The organism is Thermocoleostomius sinensis A174 (assembly GCF_026802175.1).
GTDB lineage: Bacteria > Cyanobacteriota > Cyanobacteriia > Elainellales > Elainellaceae > Thermocoleostomius > Thermocoleostomius sinensis.
This window is the reverse complement of record NZ_CP113797.1, coordinates 1935289-1954532: the sequence shown is the minus strand read 5'-3', so window position 1 is coordinate 1954532 and position 19244 is coordinate 1935289. Positions and strand designations below refer to the sequence as shown.

Here is a 19244-nt window from a genome sequence, read left to right as displayed (position 1 = left end):
GAGTCGGATAGAGAAAATTCATAGAGATTTAAAGTGCTGGAAGGACTTGCAACCACCTCCTCATTAAGTATCCGTTAGATATCTACAGGAATTTCAAAGATGGGAAGTGATTTTCTGCTTCAAACCAGCACTGTTGCGTTTGATCGTTTCTTGCGTTTCAATCAGTTGGGCAATTTGCGCCTGTAGTTTTGTGGCCTGTTGCTTGTAGGTCACCTTCCGCTCTAATGCTGCCCGTGCCAAGTCTTCTCGTCCCTGCTTCAAAGCCAAATCTGCCACTCGATGCCACGTCAGCACCTGATCTTGCGCTTGATTATATTGGGCTTGTAAGCGATTTTGCGTCGCGGTTAAATTGCCGAGAGCCTGAGTATACAGTTCCATAGCTTTGAGTGGATCGCCCTCTTGAGTTGCCTCTGTGACAAGCTGCCGCGATGCGATCGGGCTAAGCCGAGTTGCATCCAGTCCATATTCAGCCAACTGGTAGCTTTCGTTGCGACCCGTTTTGCACCAATTGGCAAAATGTTCGCAATTGTTCGACAGCAAGTTGTATTGACGTTCTCCCAATCGGCTCTCTGCTCGTGCTACTACTACATCGGGGACATAGGATGTTGCATAGTGCTTGACAAACACTGGCTTGCCCCAACTGAACGCTTCGTAAGAGGTGCGAGCAATCTCTGCCTCATCACCACTTTTCGAGTAGTGAATTACTGTGCCATCGCCACAATCGATGCCGTGGTGTTCGTAGACGCCGTCCATTCCCATCAAAGGGCGCAGTACATAAATTTGATCGCCGCGTGCCATGTCTCAAGCTGAGTGTGATCGCCTCTTTCAGAATAATCGATGGAAGGGGTTACTTGGTTCGCTAGTCAACGTTTGAGGGTCTTTCTGCTTCGCTAAGGACTATCGTTGTTCATCAGTCATAAGGAGGAGGGAGATGACGGAATCGTGAAGTAGAAAGTACTGCCTACCCCTATGTGGCTCTCTACCCAAATTTTTCCGCCATGTTGATGGATAATGCTTTGACAAATGGCCAGTCCTAACCCCGTACCGCCCTTTTGCCGAGCATCAGATACATCCACTTGCTGAAAGCGCTCAAAAATCATTTCCAGTTTATCGTCTGGAATGCCCCGTCCTTGATCTTTGACTTGAAACAAAACGTGATTGAGGTGTGGTTGTGCCGACAGGGTGATGATCGAATGGGGTGGAGAAAATTTGATGGCGTTGCTTAGCAAATTGGTCAGCGTTTGAATCATGGCATCTGGAGCCGCCCAGACCGAGCCAGTTGCAGAGGACACAACTAGGTTAATTAAGGCTTCATCGGCGATCGATTGCATCCCAGCGATGGCTTGGTTGATTAGCGTTGCGGCCTGGCACACTTCCATCACCCACTGCACCCGCCCCGATGATTGTCGTTCCAACTCCAAAATGTCATTCACCAATCGCACCAGCCGATCGCTGTTGGTGAGCGCTTGGGTAATCATGTGTTTGGCTTTGTCGGGCTTGTTGTCGTAAATTCCTGTATCCAGCAGTCCCAAAAATCCTCGAATGGCGGTCAGAGGGGTGCGCAGTTCATGGCTGACGATCGAAATAAATTCATTCTTCATCCGATCGATGGCATGTTGCTCGGTGATGTCTTGAATTTGCGCCACATAATAGCAGGGGCAATCTTCAACATCACGCACTAACGAGAGGCTGAGCCGTCCCCACGCCACCCGGCCGTCTTGACAACAGTAGCGCAACTCCACTTGAGCATTGCGATCGTCTGACTGGGAGAGTTGCTGGATATTGTGGTTTAGCTTGCTGAGATCATCTGGATGTACCAAAGTTGAGGCTGTCATCGTCAATAGTTCAGTTTCAGGATAGCCGAGCATATCGCACAGCATCGGATTCACTTGTAGCCAGCGATCGTCTAATCCAATCAACGCCATACCAATAGGAGCATCATGAAAGGCATGACGAAAGCGGGCTTCACTGTCAGTAAATTTCTCTTGCGACTCTTCCAGCGCCGTGCGCACTCGACAGAACGATTGCTGGAGTTGAGTAGCGGTGTAATTAAAGGAATGCGTCAATACTTGTAGTTCTGTGATGGGGCTATCTTCGTTTAGCGGTTCGTGCCAATCTCCCTGAGCTAACAATCCGCTAGCTTGACTCAACTGTTGAATGGGATAGGAAATCCACCGAGACATCCACAGCCCCAGTGCGATTGTTCCCAGCAAGGCTAGCGTGCAAAGCACAATGGTTGTGCGACGTTGGGCGTAAATTTGGGCAATAAAATCCGACTCGGGCACAACAACGACAATTAACCAATCAATGCCGCGTCGATCGCGGAAGGGTAAAACTCGTAAGAATTGGCGCTGACCGGATAGGTAAAAATCCAACTGCTGTTCACCAAGAATGCTGTCAAGGCTACCAAACTGCTGATTCAAGTGCCGAGCCGCCGATTGAATTAATCGATCAGTGCTTTCAATGGCAAGCAACCGCTGTGGTTGTCGCAGCCGTTCATTAAAACGATAAGGAGTTTCAGAAGCAGAACTGGCTACCAACTGCCCCGATCGTTCCACAATGAATGCTTGACCTGATGGGCTGATCTCTAGACTGGCAAGAAAGTGACTAATATCTTCTAAATCCAGATCGGCTCCTACCACTCCAAGCACATCGCCAGAGGTGTTGTATAGAGGTAATGCTGCGCTAATAATCAAACTTGGTAGCTCAAAGGTTTGATAAATTTCGCTCCAACTGGCCTGTCTTTTTTGCACCGCCGTTTGATACCAGGGACGACTGCGGGCGTCATAGATTGAGGAAATGACCTGCACCCGCTGCTGCCGATTACCTTGTGAATCAACCGTGTAATAGTGGCCTTCAAAGTTCGTTGTGGCATCATTGACTACAATTTGCAGCGATCGATCGGGATTCGCTCGCGTGATACCCACGAAACTTCCTTCTTGCTCGGAGCCATAGTAAATCCAACTGACTGACTCAAATCGTTGAATTTGTTGCCAAAGATAGCGCTCACTGGTTCGACTTGTAACATTGAGTTCTCCCCGTTGCACGGCATCGGCATTGATTCGATTAATTAAGTGCGGCGTCTCTAAATAAACCGTCAGTTTTTCTTCAATGTGGTCACCAATTTTGGCTTGCAGTTGTTCAACCACATCACTAATTGCTCGCTGCCCACTGCGCCAAGACAGGTATCCTACAATTCCAACAGCCCCGGTTGATAGCAAGACAAATGGTACGATTAAAACCAAATGTAACGGAACTGTTGTACGCTGCGATGGTGTCTTAGCCGATCGCTTGGGGAAGTAAAGCCAGTGTAAAAGAGGAGCAACCATCAGGGAAGTCTTTGTTTTACTAACATCTGTGCTCAAGTCCAGTGCAGCAGTTCAGAAAGTTGATCACAAATCGAAACGGGATCAAAGGGTTTTGTGATCACCCCTGCAATTTCCATTTGGGCAAATCGAGTGCGATCGTCTGGCAAGACTTTTGCCGTCAGCAGCACCACCGGAATAGACTGAGTGGTGGGATTGGCTTTAAGCTGTTCATAGCACTGAAACCCATCCATTTCGGGCATCGAAACATCGAGAAGAATAGCATCTAGAGGGATGGACTCCGCTTTTGCCAAGGCTTCCTGTCCTGATGCGGCCGCTGTAGTATTCCAGCCGCCCAAATCTTCCAAACAGGTACAAGCCAGATCACGTAGAGATGCCTCATCATCGACGACAAGAATATGTCTATTCATGCAGACCTCCAGGGGGGAACGGTAACGTGAAATAGAAGGTACTGCCCACTCCCAAAGTGCTTTCTGCCCAAATGTTACCTCCGTGTTGCTGGATAATACTTTGACAAATGGCCAACCCCAACCCCGTGCCACCTTTTTGTCGAGAGTCTGAGACATCGACTTGCTGAAACCGTCCAAAAATCGTTTCTAATTTATCAGGTGGAATGCCTCGTCCTTGATCTGTCACAGAGAAGAGTACCGAGTCTGCTTGGGCTTGGGCTGCTAGGGTAATCACCGAATGATCTGGAGAGAACTTGATGGCATTGCCCAGTAAATTGGTCAAGGTTTGAATAATGGAGTCGGGAGCGGCCCATACGGTGGCGGTTGTGCTGCCCACAACCAAGGTAATGTGGGCTTGATCGGCGATCGACTGGACACCCGCCACAGCTTGCTGCAACAGGGTTTCTGCCAGACACGCTTCCATCACGAGTTGCACTCTGCCAGACGATAGCCGCTCCAAGTCGAGAATGTCATTCACCAATCGCACCAGCCGATCGCTGTTGGTGAGCGCTTGGGTAATCATGTGTTTGGCTTTGTCGGGCTTGTTGTCGTAAATTCCTGTATCCAGCAGTCCCAAAAATCCTCGAATGGCGGTCAGAGGGGTGCGCAGTTCATGGCTGACGATCGAAATAAATTCATTTTTGATGCGATCGATGGCTTGTCGCTCGGTGATGTCTTGAATTTGCGCCACATAATATAACGGTTGACCTTGGGCATCTCGCACCACAGAGAGATTGACCAACCCCCAAATCATCTGTCCATTGCAGCAGTGATAGCGCAATTCAATTTGTGCATTTGGCTTTGTGTCAGATCCAAGTTGCAACAGACTATCTTGAAGCTGATTCAGATCATCCGGATGCACCAGCGCAGACGCCTGCATCGACAGTAGCTCCGGCTCGGTATAGCCAAGCATCTGACACAACACGGGGTTTATCTTAATCCAGCGATTGTCCAGTCCAATCAATGCCATACCGATGGGGGCATTCCAAAAGGCACTACGGAATCGGGTTTCGCTATCAAGCAGGGCGGCTTCTGCCTGTTTGCGATCGGTAATGTCTCGTACAATTACTAGAATCCTGTCATCTCCCACACCAATCACGCGCACTTCTTCGTGGCGAATGGTATCTTGAATCATAAACGCTTGTTCATAGATTTGCACCTCTCCCGTTTGCAATACTTGTTGAATCGCATTCATTCGTAATTGCGCTAAATGAGGTGGTAATAACTCAGCTACATTCCTACCAATTGCGTCTGATTTGACATAAAGATTTGTCACGCTGCCGCCATCCATAAAATCAATGCAAGTGCCGTCAGCCGTTAGCCAAATGATTAAATCTGGAATCGCTTTTAGGATTTGATTTTTAGTTGCTTCGCTGTGTCGTAGAGCCGCTTCGGCTTGCTGCCGCTCGGTGATATCTAAATTGGTTCCTAGCAGGCGCACAACGTGTCCTTTCTTGTCTTTAATTCCTTCTCCTCTAGCTTCTACATAGCGAATTGAACCATCGGGTTGAAGTGCGCGAAACTCAATTTTATAGGTTCCGCCCTGAGTACTGATTCGCGAGACCGCTTGTTGCAAGGATGGGCGATCGTCGGGATGAATCAAATCGTAAAAACGCGAGAGGGTGGGTTCAGGTTGAGTGACATCCCAGCCAAAAATATGGAAGCTTTCTTCAGACCAAGTCACTTGATCGGTTGCCACATCCACTTCCCAACTGCCAACATGAGCAACTTGTTGGGCCCGACGCAACGCGGCTTCACTGTGGCGTAGGGCAGCTTCAGCCAGCTTGCGATCGGTGATATCCAGCATGACACCATACCAGATAATTTCCCCATCGGGTTGCTGTTCGGGACGGGAGTTGGCTTGCACCCACTTGAGCTTGCCAGATGCAGTAACAATGCGCCACTCATGAGAAAAGGGTTTTAGCGCTTGAATGCTTCGATTGGCAACCTCGTCGTAAGCTTGGCGATCGTCGGGATGAATTTGTTCATAGGTCAGCCTCGGATTGTCTAGAACTTGCTCAGGTTCCAGTTCTTGAATCTCACGGATACCGGGACTGATATACTTAAATCGCCTGTGGCTACCATCTGGTTGGCAAGCGAAGATGTATATTTGGGCTGGAGAGGCCGCTGCAATTTTTTTGAAACGAGCCTCACTGTGTTGCAGAGCGGCTTCGGCTAACTTGCGATCGGTAATGTCTAGCACAACCCCATGCCAATAAATATCGCCATTCTCTCGTCTTTCCGGCTGCGATCGGGCTTGTAGCCACTTGAGTTTACCCGAAGGGGGAAGAATGCGCCACTCATACTGAAACCGTTCCAGCGTTTCCGCACTGCGGTTGAACAGGTCAATATAGCCTTGGCGATCGTCTGGGTGCATTTGTCCCATGATGATCCTGCTTGGATCTGCTGTAAATTCCTCGAGGCTGACTTCATGAAATTCTTCTACCACTCGGTTGATGTATTCAAACTCGAGGGAACCATCGTGATGCTGCACTAATGAATAAATGGCAACGGGGGCAGCCGAGGTTAAACTATGCAATCGGGCTTCACTGTGGCGTAGGGCAGCTTCGGCCAGCTTGCGATCGGTGATATCGGTCAGTGATCCCACCGCCCGCACTGCAACTCCGTGCTCATCCCAAAGTACCTGTCCCCGTGCCAGGAGCCACTTATAACTACCATCTTTACAGCGCATGCGATACTCACAGGCATAACTAGGTAATTGGTGATTGACATGAGCTTGAAATGTGGCTTGCAACCTGGTCAGATCATCAGGATGAATGTATTGCACCCACTTGTCGAAGGTATCAATTTCGTCGTAGGAATATCCCAACATGTCCATACATCGGGGAGAAAGGTAATGGGTGTTGGTTTGCAGGTCATGATCCCAAATGCCATCATTGCTGCCAGAAATGGCTAATTGCCAACGTTCTTCGCTCTGGCGCAGGGCTTCCTCCGCTTGTTTATAATCGCTGATATCCAAAACAATGCCATACCAGGCAATCTCACCATTCTCCCGTCGTTCTGGACGAGAACTGGCATAGAGCCACTTGAGTTTGCCAGCAGGGGTAATAATCCGAAACTCATGGGAAAAAGCTTCCAGCCTTTCGGCACTGTGGGCCACAGCCGCATCATAGCTGGCTTGATCGTCGGGATGAATCAAAAGCGGAGCCGGCTCTTGCAACATCTGCTCGACGGTTAATTCGTTGATTGCTTCGATCGCCGGGCTAATGTATTCAAAATAGAATGACTGATCTAATCGCTTTACAAAGGTATAAATGGCCCCAGGAGCAGCAGATACGATCCGCTGCCAGCGTGCTTCGCTCTGGCGCAGGGCTTCCTCCGCTTGTTTGCGATCGGTAATATCTAAACAAACTCCATGCCAGACAACACCCACTTGGCGACGTTCTGGTCGAGAACTTGCTTGCAACCATTTGATTTTGCCAGAGGGGGTAATGATTCGCCACTCATGTTTAAAGGGCTGCATGGTCTCTACGCTGTGCTTTGCGACGTGTTGATAGGTGGCTCGATCGTCAGGATGAATTTGGTAAAAGGGAATGGTGGTATCTTGCTGAACCTCTGCGATTGCAACTTCATAAATGTCTTCAAAGGCGGCACTGAGATACTCGTATTCAACCGACCCATCTGGATTTTCTAAAACGCTATAAATGATTGCGGGTGAGGCAGTTGCCAACTGCTGGAACCGAGTTTCATGGTCTTGCAGCGCCTCTTTGACTTGATTGAATGACTGCTGAAGCTGAGCAGCCATGCGATCAAACGAGGTATTGAGCACTTGCAACTCAGCAATGGTGCTATCTTGGGAAATCACTCGATCCCAGGCTCCATCCGCCAGCGCCACACTTGATTGCCCCAACCGCCGAATTGAGCGAGCAATCGAGCGACTCAGCCACAGCCCCAGCGCGATCGAGCCTAACAGGGCAGCAAGACTAAATAGCAGGGTCATCCGAGTGTTGGCTTGGATCTGCCCGGTGAAAGCGGTTTCTGGAACCGTCACCACAATCAACCAATCTAACCCAAACTCATCCTGAAATGGCGTAACCTGGAGAAACTGCTGCTTTCCAGCGATGTTGAATTGCAGTTGTGTTGCCGAATTTATGTGGCTGAAGTGGACCAATTGGTCCACTATCTGTTGCGCCGCTAAGCGAATTGCTGGTTCCTGACTATCGCTCGCCTTGCGTGGTTCATTATAGGAAGCTTGGGTAGAAGATGGGGAGTCTAAGGCGGAGGCAATTATCAGCCCAGACCGATCGAGAATGAAAACCGTGCCATCCGTTCCAATCCGTAGCCCTTTCAGAAATTGATGGATGGCGCTCAGGGTCAGATCCGTCGATAAGACACCCTGAAACTGCTGAGTTGCATCATATAGCGGATAACTGGCTGAAAGCCCCGCCCCTCTGGAAGTCGGCACATAGACATAGACAGATGTCCAAACAGGTTGGTTGCCCTGAATAGCTGCCCGATAAAAGGGACGTTGACTAGCATCATAACTGGGCTGTTCTACCAACAGTTCCTGACGATTCCCTTGATTGTCTACGGCATATACCCGTAAAGTTCCTTTCAGGAAGCGATCGGTTGTTGCAACCGTTAATCCTTGTTCATCTAATCCAGTTGCCAAATAACCGCCTTGAGGATTACTAAAATGAATGCGACTGACAGAATCGAAGGTTTGAAGTTGCTGGATAAAATGACGTTGTAAGCTCTCTGGATTCGTAATATCAACTTGCCCCAGGCGCACAGCATTAGCGTTGAGCCGATTGACAAGATGAGGAGTGGCTAAAAAATTGTCAAGATAGAGGTAAACTCGATCGCTGATTTCATTCATCAACTGGCTGGCCAGAATTTGAATGGACTGTTGTCCATTGCGCCAAGACAAATATCCCACTAATCCTGTTGTACCGACCGTCAACAGCACAAACGGTAAGGTCAGGGCAAGGCGGAGTGGAATTTGTGGGCGCGATCGATGACTTGGTTTTGAACGCAGCCGATACCAATGCCGGAGTGATGGCAGCGTCATGTTCCCACCCTCCGCTTCATGGTTTCCAGTTCTCGTTGCAGGCGCGAGCGATCGATGCGGCTAATGACGCGCGTGACCAACTCTGGTCCAACGACTGGTTTGCCAATAAAATCATCAGCCCCGGCTGCAAATACGTGTTGAATTGATTCCATCTGGGTGTGTGCTGTAACCACCAAAATTGGTAAATTGCCCCACTTTGGATCTTGTCGCACCACGCGGCAGAGATCAATTCCGTTAAAGGTTGGCATTTCCAAATCTAACACTAACAGATCGGGCTGAGTGGCAGTCAGCACTGTCCAAAACTGTTGCGGATCAGGTAGGGTTGTCACGTGCAGTCCCCACGGTTGCAACAAATCTCGCAGTGCCTCTAGGATGATTGGATCATCATCTAAAATCATCACCTTGGCGGCGGGCATTTGAGGCTGGGGCAGCACTTGAACAATTGCTTCTAATACCTCGGTTGGGGAAATGGGTTTATGCAAAAACCGCTTGATGCTAAATCGAGAGACCACAACCCGATCGGTTAAACGGTCTTCTCCTGTCACAACTAAGACAGGCACTGTCGAAAACTGCTCTGCTAGCTCTTGCAAGAGGGAAGCATCTTGCGCCAAATCAGAGAGGCTCAGCAACACCGCCTCAGGCAATGCATCACTCATCTTCTGCTTAGCAATTGTGAAATTCGTGGCTACGTCTACTTGCAGTCCCCACGCCAACGCCGCTTGCTGAAGGGGGTGAGTGAAGGTGGTATCAGCATCTACCACGAGCACGGTCGATGCATCGGGTGGACTGGGCAGGCGATCGACCAGTGGGGTGGGAGGTTTGGCGAGTTCGTGTTTTAGCTGAGTGATAAGTTCTGTAAATTGAGCAATCTGCGCGGGGGCTAAGCGCGCATCCTGAATCAACAACTGCTCAATCGATCGGGCTAAGCGTGACCCTGCTTCATAGCCAAATGAGCCTAACGCCCCCGCCAAGCGATGGGCTTCTTGGGCCGCTGTTTGTTGCTGGGGTTGGCTTAAAGTTCCAGCTTGCAGCCAGGGTTGAATGTCCTCCAGCGTCACCACACGGGCCGCAAAGGTATGTTGATAGCGCTCCAAGACTTTATAAATTGATGTTAAGTCTTTCGGTTGAAGCGCTGGTTTCTGGGTTGCAACAGGTTCCGTTGCCGATGCAGTACTGGCTTTCGATTTAGAACTATCTTTAGCGCCCGGTTTAGAGTGTGCTGACGTAGCAGATTGAGTTGGGGGGGGCTTTAATCGATATCCCAATCCATAAACGGTTTCTAGCAGATCCGTTTTCATGCCTGCCGCTTTTAATTTCTGTCGCAAATCTTTAATTAAATTTGTGACGGCCCCTTCGCTGGGAGACGCATCAATTGACCAAAGGCGATCGATAATATCACTGCGGCTAAAAATGCGCTGTGGGTTTCTGAGGAATAACCCCAATAAACCATATTCCTTAGGAGACAGCGAAAGCACTTGCTCTTGATAGGTCACTTCTGCCGACACAGGGTTGACGCAAAGCTGCTCCCATGTTAGGAGGGTTGGGGCCAAACTAGCCTGTCCTCGCCGTAGTAATGCCCGCATTCGAGCCAATAACTCTGATAAATCGTAGGGCTTCGTCACATAATCATCGGCTCCCGCATCTAGTCCTCTGACGATATCACTACTGGAATCTTTAGCTGTAAGCAATAAGATAGGCTTTTGAAACCCATGATGGCGCAGTTGCCGACAAAGACTAATGCCATCTAGCTTAGGAATCAGTAAGTCTAGCAACACGAGGTCATATTCCCAAGATGTTGCCATGTACAAGCCCATTTCGCCATCTGACGCTACATCCACAGTATAGTGCTGCGCTGTGATTACCTCTGATAGGACTGATGCGCTTGGTATGTCGTCTTCTACTAATAGAATTTTCACAACCGCCGCTATTGACTCGCTTCTTAACAATTAATGTTTTTCTACCAATCATAAACCTGATAATTCCATCTAACAATTTGATGACAGGTTGTAAACTTAGCAAATTGTGTATCGGTATACATGCTTTTTTCACCAATTCTGTTCACAATCAATTTATTGAGAAAGCTTGCGTAAATCAATTAGTTTTGAGTTTTGATAGTGCGTTAAATGATGGTCTGAGAAGGTGAGGAGGTCGCGCCAACTTCACGACTGGCTGGTTGACTGACAACTCTTTTCTCCTCATTCCTAACTCCCTGCTCCGAGATTGATATTCTCATCCAGCGAGCAGCGATTACACTTGAGAACCGTCTTGTTCTAACGTCTGTCATAGCAGCAATACGGTTGCTTTGTAAATATTTTGTATATTTTAATACAAAAATACCTAAAATTAGATTGAAATTATTGAACAAATTTAAAGATCTTCCTTTCTATTTATACGAATTTTCAATTTAATTTGAAACTAGCCTGTAAGAAGAAAATGATCTGGAAAAGGGGATTTCATAATCGTTGTCTTATGTATTCATTGTGACACTTCTGCTTTGTTCTGAGTTTATAGCGAGTGTCAGATTAAATCTTGACTATTACAACTGAATCCATGCACCTGCCATCAACTTGTCATAACCCTGACACATCAGCAGACTATTGTGAGTTTGTTCATCAATCCTTGATTGTGTTCGCTTCATCGAGTAGATTCACTTCATTCTAAACTTTGTATTCAACGGCAGGTTTTTCCGATGCAAACTGAACAACCTAACAATAACGCTTCTCCATCAGAGTTTATTCTTGATCCTAAAACCCACCGACTGCACCCATCTCCTCGTCCAGTTCGCAATCAGTTTGGGCAGGCGATCGCCCTGATTCTTCTGGGAGCAGGCATTGCTGTCGGTGGTAATTATTGGGTCACGCATTCTGGTTTTCACCATTCTCAACAGCCGATCGCTCAAGCTCCAACTTCATCCGGTTCATCTCCTTCCAGCTTGATGCCAGCCGATGCCAATTTCATTACCAATGTGGTGCAAAAAGTCGGTCCGGCAGTGGTTCGCATTGATGCAACCCGAACGGTAGAAACGCAGGCTCCAGAGATCTTTAATGATCCGTTTTTCCGGCAGTTTTTTGGCAATCAATTACCTGAACCGCCCTCCCAGCAGATTGAACGAGGAATTGGGTCTGGATTTATCACAAGTCCGGATGGCCGCATCATCACGAATGCCCATGTGGTCAATGGCGTAGATACGGTACAGGTCACGTTGAAAGATGGTCGTACCTTCGAGGGAAAAGTACTGGGTGCTGATCCGGTGACTGATGTGGCAGTGATTCAGATTGAAGCGAAGGAGTTACCCACCGTTAAGTTGAGTCATTCAGATCATCTTCAACCTGGAGAATGGGCGATCGCCATTGGTAATCCGTTAGGTCTGGACAATACAGTCACGGCAGGCATCATTAGCGCGACGGGTCGTTCTAGCGGTCAGGTGGGTATGCCCAATGAACGAGTGGATTATATTCAAACTGATGCAGCGATTAATCCCGGTAATTCAGGTGGCCCACTGCTCAACCAGGATGGAGAAGTTATTGGGATGAACACTGCCATTATTCAGGATGCTCAAGGGATTGGATTTGCGATTCCTATTAATACCGTCGAGCGCATTGCCAATCAACTGGCGGAAAATGGCAAAGTTGAACACGCCTATCTGGGTGTACAGATGGTTACATTATCCCCTCAAATTAGACAAGACATCAATAATAATCCCAATAGCGGCTTGAGCGTGAATGAAGATCGGGGCGTACTAGTTGCTAAAGTAATGCCCGATTCTCCAGCCGCAAAGGCCGGACTACGCGCCGGAGATGTGATTCATCAGGTGAATGGACAAACCGTGACCGATGCGTCTGCTCTGCAACAAATTGTTGAAGCTAGCAAGGTCGGCAGTCGGTTACAGGTAACCCTAACCCGCAATGGTCAGGAGCAAATGTTATTGATTCGAACTGAGGCAGTACCCAGCCAGTTACCACAACAGGAATAGAGTTTGAATTGAGATGCTAAAACAAGGGTGAATTGAGTTTGAATTGCCACGGCAATCTTGATAGGAACAGAAACTAGAATACTCAGACTATTCTAGTCTAATGAGAATTTTCTCAAAATTAAATCCCTGCACTCATCCCTCACCTAGTACAACCCGATATCGCTTAATCAGGAGCATCAACCAAATACTTGAACAAATCATCAATCACTGCATTTGCGGCGATCGGGCCACTGCCAATCCAGTAGCTTGGCACTTGATAGATTTTGTTTTGTTGGACGACATTTAGCCGTTGCCACAAGGGATCAGCGGTCAGTTCTGCCAGTTTTTTTTGAGCTTGCAGGTTTGCATCAGCCGTGTTTTCACCAGTCCACACAAACATCACATCTCCATCCGCTTGATGTAAAAGTTCCCGGCTAATGGACACTTGAATTTCGTTGTCAAATCGAGTTTTTGCCTCTGATGCAGTAATATCTTGGTCTGGGGGGCGCGGCAATCCGGCATCTTGCAACACTGTGCCGCAGAAGGAATCTTTGAGATATAGATTGATGCGATCGGGATAAATGCGAACGACAGAAACGTCGGTTTGCTCTAAGCGTTCTCCCATTTGTTGCTTAAATTCATCCAATCGCTGATAGTAATCATTCATTACTTGTTCAGCAATTTCTGTCTTTTTCAGCATTTGAGCGAGGTTCATGAATATCTCTTTCCATTGCCCGCTATGTTCAAATTCATAGAGAAGGGTGGGGGCAATTTGAGTGGACTGAGGATAGATTGTTTGGTAATAGTCGCCTCCTATGATTAGATCAGGTTGAAGCGCCAGGATCTTCTCTAGGCTCGGTTCACCTGCGTTGCCAATGTTGATAATGTCTGTAAAATTTTTCTGCAAGTGTGCTGAAAATTGATCCGAGAGGGTTGCCCCGATCGGTTTGATGCTCAGGGCTGTCACATATTCAAACGTGATGGAATCTAGGACGACTACTCGTTGAGGTTGATTAGGGACACAAGTTTCACCCATCACATGCTGTACTCGATAACAATCTCCTGAGACAGTTGAGAGTCGATCAGATGATGCAAAAGCACAGGATGTGACCAAGGCGATCGACAAACCCATGAGTAGGACAAAGCGAAGAAAACGAGGAACGAACCACATGTGAATTTTGTAACCTGGAATGCAACCTAGAACGTGACTGATATGGAGCCAATAACAGAAAACGGTTGTCCTGGTGTATTGGCTTCTCGAAATCCTTCACTATAGCGAATGTAGTCTACATCAAAGAGGTTTTGGAAATTTAAGGCAGCCCGCCAGTTATCGCGTCGATAAAACAAAGCCGCATCAGTGCGCAGATAGCTCGACAGTTCGTAGGTATTTTCAAAATCACCAGGACGGTTGTTAACATAGAACAATCCTAGTCCAAAGCCTAATCCTTGTAGTGTTCCCGCTTGAATTTCATAGGTTGTCCACAGGCTGGCGGTGTGGTCTGCGACGTTGTCTGGCGTATTGCCAACTGGAATAAAGGTTTCTTCGGTGACTTCAGCGTCAACATAAGCATAGGATGCGATGATGTTCCAGCCTGCAAAGATCTCTCCAGCAATATCAAATTCAATGCCGCGACTGCGGATCTCCCCCACAGCTAGGGAGAAATCTGGATTATCGGGATCGGGAGCCGCCACATTTTGTTTGGTAATTTCAAAGACTGCTAGATTTGCAATCAATCGATCGTTCAAAAACTCACCGCGTATGCCAATCTCAAACTGTTCGCTAATCTCTGGATTAAGGACTGAGCCGTCGGCAGTCACATCAAACAAGTTGGGGCTGAAGGCTTGACTGTAACTGGCGTAAAGCGAGAGTGGTTCGATCGGTTGATAAACAATACCAACTCGTGGCGTAAACCGTTCTACAGTGTCTTCAGTGGTGGAGTTAGTTGTTAGGTCTAATGCTCGGTAACCAAAGATATCAAAACGACCGCCAATCAACAGTTTTAGATTATCTGTAAAGGCAATTTGGTCTTGCACAAAAATCCCCAAATTATCCTGTCGATTGTTGTTGTTCCGCACAATCAGCGTCAGTTCATCGGTACTGGGTCTTGGTACATCAGCGGCTCCCGCAGTAAAGATATTAGTGAAGAAACTCGGATCGCCTGGCAGTCGCTGTTGTTGTCCTACGCTGGTAGACCGATTCAAATCTATACCTGCCAGTAAAGTATGTTCGATTGGTCCTGTGTTAAACTCGCCCACCACATTCGTTTGCAAGGAATAAAACTCTTGGTAATCATCATTCGATCGCCAGCGCTGATCAAGGCGACCCGAATCTTCAATAGTCCAGGATTCCAGGCGGAAATCGAATGTATCAACTGACAGATAGCGAAAGGCATTGCGCAATCTCCAGTTCTCATTAAAGCGATGCTCTAGGCGATAGCTGATGCTCACTTCCTCCGTGCTAGCAAGGGTATCTGGATTCTGAAATAACCGATCGCGCGGAATGTCGGCGACGCGATCGCCAATGGCTGGAATTCCCCGATCAAATGGACGATCGGTTTCTGCATAAAATACATCAAAGATAATGTTGGTATTCTCGCTCAGGTTCCAAGTCAGGGACGGTGCAATCACAAAGCGATCGAGATTTTGGTTATAATCGCGGAATCCGTCTTCTACTTCATACAGTGCATTCAAGCGATACAAGAGTGTCCTAGCTTCATTCAACGGTCCGGTTAAATCCAAACTAGGACTGATCAAACCAAAGCTGCCAACTTCCCCTTCAACCTGATATCGTGGTTCAGCAAGCGGTTGCTCTGTGACAATATTCACCACACCACCAGGTTCAATATTACCGTAGAGAACCGACGCGGGCCCCTTTAAAACCTCAACTCGTTCAATTAATTCTGCATTCCCCAACCCCGTTGAGCTAAAGGCATTGCGACGAAACCCGTTTTCTAGAAACACATCGGCCTGAAATCCGCGAATGTTAATGCGATCGAGCGTTCCACCAAAACTATCGTCTGCCTGCACACCACTAACGCTTTCCAACGCTTCACTAATGCGACTCACTCGTCGATCTTGCAGGACTTGTTGGGGCACAACTTGAATCGATTGAGGAATGTCGCGTAAGGGAGTATCCGTCCGAGTTGCGGTGGTGGCATTACTGGGGGCATAGCCTTGATCCAGTTCCCCTGTCACTACCACTTGAATTGCCGCTTCGTTCGTTTCAGCCGCTTCAGTTCCCGGTGCTACACTCAACACCAATCCCTGCCCATCCGATCGAATGTTTGCTGTAGGTGGAGCCACTGTGCCCGTGATTGCGACTCGAACTCCATCGCTCCGTTGCGTTATAGAAACAAGGGCAACCCCTTCGATCGGATTCGTTTGCTGAAGCTCGTTGCCCTCTGGTAAGGCGAGAATGGCATTGGAAATATCGGCAATCAATGCATTTCCCACCACAGAGAGGGAGGGTTCAGCGAGTTGCCCTGTACTTTCCAAGATAATGTCTAAGCCAGTTGCGGTAATATCTACCTGCACCCCCGTCACCTGCACCAACGATTGCGCTATTTCAACCTGCCATTCCTCTAGGGTGGTCGCGGGTTGCTCTAAAGTACTGAGTTGAGGAATATCCGCGGCCAGTATTCCTGACTCGGCATTCGCTTCTTCCACAACCCCTTGGACCCCTGCCCATGCCGGAGAAGCCACCAAACCCAAAACAAACATCCAAACCATCGATCGCTGCATTTGATTCACGCCACACACCACTATTGCCCAAATATGAGTAAGAAATATTTTCAATAAACTACCGAGAAACGGTGGCGAACAGGCAATCGAATTGACCATTAGACGGAATGATTTGAACGCTAGGCGGAATTTTTGTATCGAGCTAAGTACTCTCTGGGGCTGACACCAAATTTTTTGCGAAAAGCAGAGGCAAAATAGCTGCGGTTGGCAAAGCCGATCGCCCTAGCAACTTCAGTGACATTTAACCGCCGTTCCTCTAGGAGTTGTCGAGCTTGCTCTAACCGATAATCGTGCAAAAGACCAAAGGCAGTTTGTCCAAATACCTGCCGAAAGCCTCGTTTTAGGGTACAGTCATTCAGCCCTACCTGTCGTGCCAGTTCAATTAAAGAGGGTGGATTATCTAACCGTTGTAACAGGATTTCTCTCGCATAATGAATGCGATCGACATCATCGGGTTTCAATGAATGGGCACAAGAAAGAGACCGATGTTGCTTTAAGGAGCGATTCATTTCTTGCTCAATTAGCAATGCTAACAATTCCCACACTTTACTTTCCAGATACATCCGTTTGGTGATACCGTGAAACGGACATTGGAGAATCTGCTGCACCGCCGTCTGCATGAAAAGCGTGGTTGTTCCAGTCTGAGTTAGGTAGAGTTTTGAATCGGATTGGATCAGGGATGGCAACACCGGAGTGATTTCTTCAAGAGCATGTTGCCAATGGGCTAAAAACTGTTCTGGTTCAATGTGAACATTCAATTCCAAAATTTGTTCTGTAGAACTTTCAGTGGACTCGACCGGAGCCGCACCACTACCACACAGTAGATATTGTCCAGCTTGAATTGAACAGGACGTACCACATTTAAAGCTGCCTGCAAGAACAAAGCTGTATTCGATCGGATGTTCTCGCTCTGGAAGTTGAATGATTATATTGTCGTAAAGTTGATACTGAGAAATCATCAGATCAATGCCTTTACGCAGTTCCATTTGCCGCATAAAACCACGTCCAAGACGGGGTGGATATAGCCAGGTTACATCAAAGGAGTCTGAGCCATGCACCTGTTCAGACTCTGCTCTTTCCTCAAATAAATCCCAGTAAACTCGATTTGATAAGCTAATCGGCATAATAATCTGGCGTGGGATGCAACAATGAATTCACTATAAATGAGAATCCTTCTCAAAATTGTCACACAATTATGGTTCTACGACTAGCCTGTTCTGCCACCCCAGCCTTCAATTGCACCTAGGTGAATCAGGTTATTCAAACGTTGTTCCATCAACAATCCTTCGGACGGTTTTTGTGGAAATGCTGAAAACCCTTGCCACATCGCAACTTTCGACCCTCATCCTCAATTCGGCTCGCCTTCTCCCTGTTTGGGAAAAGGGGTTGGAGGATGAGGGTGGTTTGGCACAAAAGTGTCTGGACTATTGCATTAACAGCCTGGTCATGTTTATTCCGGATTCACTACTGACCCCATAAATAAAATCACGCCGCTTTCGTTGTCTCGAATGGCACAGAAAAAGGGGCGATCGACGGTCATCATAAAGGGTTCCCTCGGAACTTGCGCCGATGTGGCTCGAATCCCGACGGAGGTGACAGCCGCTGCTTCGGTGCCTTCTTCGTTAACCTCAATAAAAGTTTTGTGGTGCACTTCGTTGACGTAGCTATCCTGATCGGTCAGCCCCGTTAGGTCTGCGGCATTCGGGTCAAACACTAGGGGCATTCCCAGAGCTTGGAGTGCATCATTGAGGCGGGTGGCATATTCATACCGAAAGCGCGGCAGTTCTACAGTTCCATTCCGACGAGTAAAGCCAGTCATTACCGTATCCCAGTTAGAGGCAGAGAGAAATTCCTCATAAAACTGGGGCAGTGGCACATCAGTTTGCGGCAAAACGACATACATACTCAAACGTCCATTGCCATAGGGCAAACTCACTGCTTGAAACTGGTCATTTTCCTGATACAAATAGCTCCCCGTTTGGCTCATCAACGGATGGGGTTTGCTGCTGCCATCTAGCAAAGTAAACGGTCGATCGCTCGTATTAGCTTCATCAAAGGCTTGTTGCCATTCTCCCTTGAAGTACACGGCATTGATTAAAAACAAAATGTCATCGGGGCGCACTTCGTTCAGGATGATTGGAATTTTACCTTCGGTGTTGCGGTTGACCCAATCGTTAATGCGGTTCACCACTGCCGGGTCTTTAAAGTCCAGGGTTTCCACTTCGGCAACATAGAACGTTTGGATGCGCTGAATAAAGTCTGGCTTAAATGCTACTTCCTGATTGCCCCACAACGAGTTGGCAATCGCCAATTTCACTTGAGGATCAGCATGTTCCAATAGAGTTTCTAAATCTGCATTGGACTGATTCACTTCCTCTAGGCTCAAGCCTTGTAGTTCCAGCGTTGAAGCAATCTGCTGCTGTGTTTCTCCATTAGCGCCGTTGTAGAGCATGGAGAGGGCGATCGCCACGCTGGTAGGCGACATCATCAGGTTTTGCTCACCATCTTGCTGCATCAGTTGGGAAAACAGCTTAAAGCCAAACTGATTATCGGCAGCGACCAGTTGCGGGTTGATGGTGGACGGAGTCATAGTTGAAGATGGGCTTGGAGAAGAGGTTTCTGGTGAAGTGGGCTGGGCGATTGCAGAATCACGGTTGATAGACAAACAAGCCGTTAAACTGGCAAGTGTCAACAACCCAGTAAATGTGCCAACGAAATATCGAACAGGGAACCGTACCATACAG

At 47.9% G+C, this 19244-nt stretch carries 10 protein-coding genes; 1 reads left to right on the top strand and 9 read right to left on the bottom strand.

Translation table 11 applies throughout. From position 1 onward, the window contains the following. Nucleotides 1-93: 93 nt before the first annotated feature. The 5 genes from OXH18_RS08455 to OXH18_RS08435 form a co-directional block, all read right to left on the bottom strand. The gene (locus OXH18_RS08455) at nt 94-798 is read right to left on the bottom strand and encodes a lecithin retinol acyltransferase family protein (protein WP_268612083.1); all 705 of its coding nucleotides are present in this window, start codon (nt 796-798) and stop codon (nt 94-96) included. A 116-nt stretch (nt 799-914) separates the two neighbouring features. Then, a complete protein-coding gene (locus OXH18_RS08450; RefSeq protein WP_268612082.1) occupies nt 915-3329 on the bottom strand; it encodes an ATP-binding protein in 2415 nt (804 codons plus the stop codon). Between the two features lie 32 nt (nt 3330-3361). Then, complete coding sequence (locus OXH18_RS08445) at nt 3362-3736, bottom strand: response regulator (RefSeq protein WP_268612081.1); 375 nt, start codon at nt 3734-3736, stop codon at nt 3362-3364. Continuing rightward, nucleotides 3729-8807, bottom strand: coding sequence for a PAS domain S-box protein (locus OXH18_RS08440; protein WP_268612080.1), 5079 nt, complete (start codon nt 8805-8807; stop codon nt 3729-3731). The genes OXH18_RS08445 and OXH18_RS08440 overlap by 8 nt, the downstream gene beginning before the upstream one ends. Further along, nucleotides 8804-10723 carry a response regulator gene (locus OXH18_RS08435; protein ID WP_268612079.1) on the bottom strand — a complete coding sequence of 640 codons (1920 nt, stop codon included), beginning with the start codon at nt 10721-10723 and terminating at the stop codon, nt 8804-8806. Before OXH18_RS08435 ends, OXH18_RS08440 begins: the two co-directional genes overlap by 4 nt. Before the next feature lie 773 nt (nt 10724-11496). On the opposite strand from OXH18_RS08435, the gene OXH18_RS08430 reads away from it, so the two are divergent. After that, nucleotides 11497-12780: an HhoA/HhoB/HtrA family serine endopeptidase gene (locus OXH18_RS08430; RefSeq protein WP_268612078.1), complete on the top strand. Its 1284-nt coding sequence runs from the start codon at nt 11497-11499 to the stop codon at nt 12778-12780. A gap of 163 nt (nt 12781-12943) precedes the next feature. Here OXH18_RS08430 and OXH18_RS08425 read toward each other — a convergent pair whose 3' ends face one another. The 4 genes from OXH18_RS08425 to OXH18_RS08410 form a co-directional block, all read right to left on the bottom strand. Then, nucleotides 12944-13795: an iron-siderophore ABC transporter substrate-binding protein gene (locus OXH18_RS08425; protein WP_268612076.1), complete on the bottom strand. Its 852-nt coding sequence runs from the start codon at nt 13793-13795 to the stop codon at nt 12944-12946. A 161-nt stretch (nt 13796-13956) separates the two neighbouring features. After that, a complete protein-coding gene (locus tag OXH18_RS08420) occupies nt 13957-16599 on the bottom strand; it encodes a TonB-dependent siderophore receptor (protein WP_268612075.1) in 2643 nt (880 codons plus the stop codon). A 20-nt stretch (nt 16600-16619) separates the two neighbouring features. Beyond that, a complete protein-coding gene (locus OXH18_RS08415; RefSeq protein WP_268612074.1) occupies nt 16620-17624 on the bottom strand; it encodes a helix-turn-helix transcriptional regulator in 1005 nt (334 codons plus the stop codon). Nucleotides 17625-17950: 326 nt separating this feature from the next. Beyond that, nucleotides 17951-19240, bottom strand: a complete 1290-nt coding sequence (locus tag OXH18_RS08410; RefSeq protein WP_268612073.1) for a serpin family protein — start codon at nt 19238-19240, stop codon at nt 17951-17953. Nucleotides 19241-19244 lie beyond the last annotated feature (4 nt).

Bases quoted from the DNA above. Each gene is read 5' to 3' on its own strand.
- OXH18_RS08445 (WP_268612081.1), bottom strand. From the start codon at position 3,736: ATGAATAGACATATTCTTGTCGTCGATGATGAGGCATCTCTACGTGAT.
- OXH18_RS08425 (WP_268612076.1), bottom strand. From the start codon at position 13,795: ATGGGTGAAACTTGTGTCCCTAATCAACCTCAACGAGTAGTCGTCCTA.
- OXH18_RS08430 (WP_268612078.1), top strand. From the start codon at position 11,497: ATGCAAACTGAACAACCTAACAATAACGCTTCTCCATCAGAGTTTATT.
- OXH18_RS08420 (WP_268612075.1), bottom strand. From the start codon at position 16,599: ATGGTCAATTCGATTGCCTGTTCGCCACCGTTTCTCGGTAGTTTATTG.
- OXH18_RS08455 (WP_268612083.1), bottom strand. From the start codon at position 798: ATGGCACGCGGCGATCAAATTTATGTACTGCGCCCTTTGATGGGAATG.
- OXH18_RS08415 (WP_268612074.1), bottom strand. From the start codon at position 17,624: ATGCCGATTAGCTTATCAAATCGAGTTTACTGGGATTTATTTGAGGAA.
- OXH18_RS08440 (WP_268612080.1), bottom strand. From the start codon at position 8,807: ATGACGCTGCCATCACTCCGGCATTGGTATCGGCTGCGTTCAAAACCA.
- OXH18_RS08450 (WP_268612082.1), bottom strand. From the start codon at position 3,329: ATGGTTGCTCCTCTTTTACACTGGCTTTACTTCCCCAAGCGATCGGCT.
- OXH18_RS08410 (WP_268612073.1), bottom strand. From the start codon at position 19,240: ATGGTACGGTTCCCTGTTCGATATTTCGTTGGCACATTTACTGGGTTG.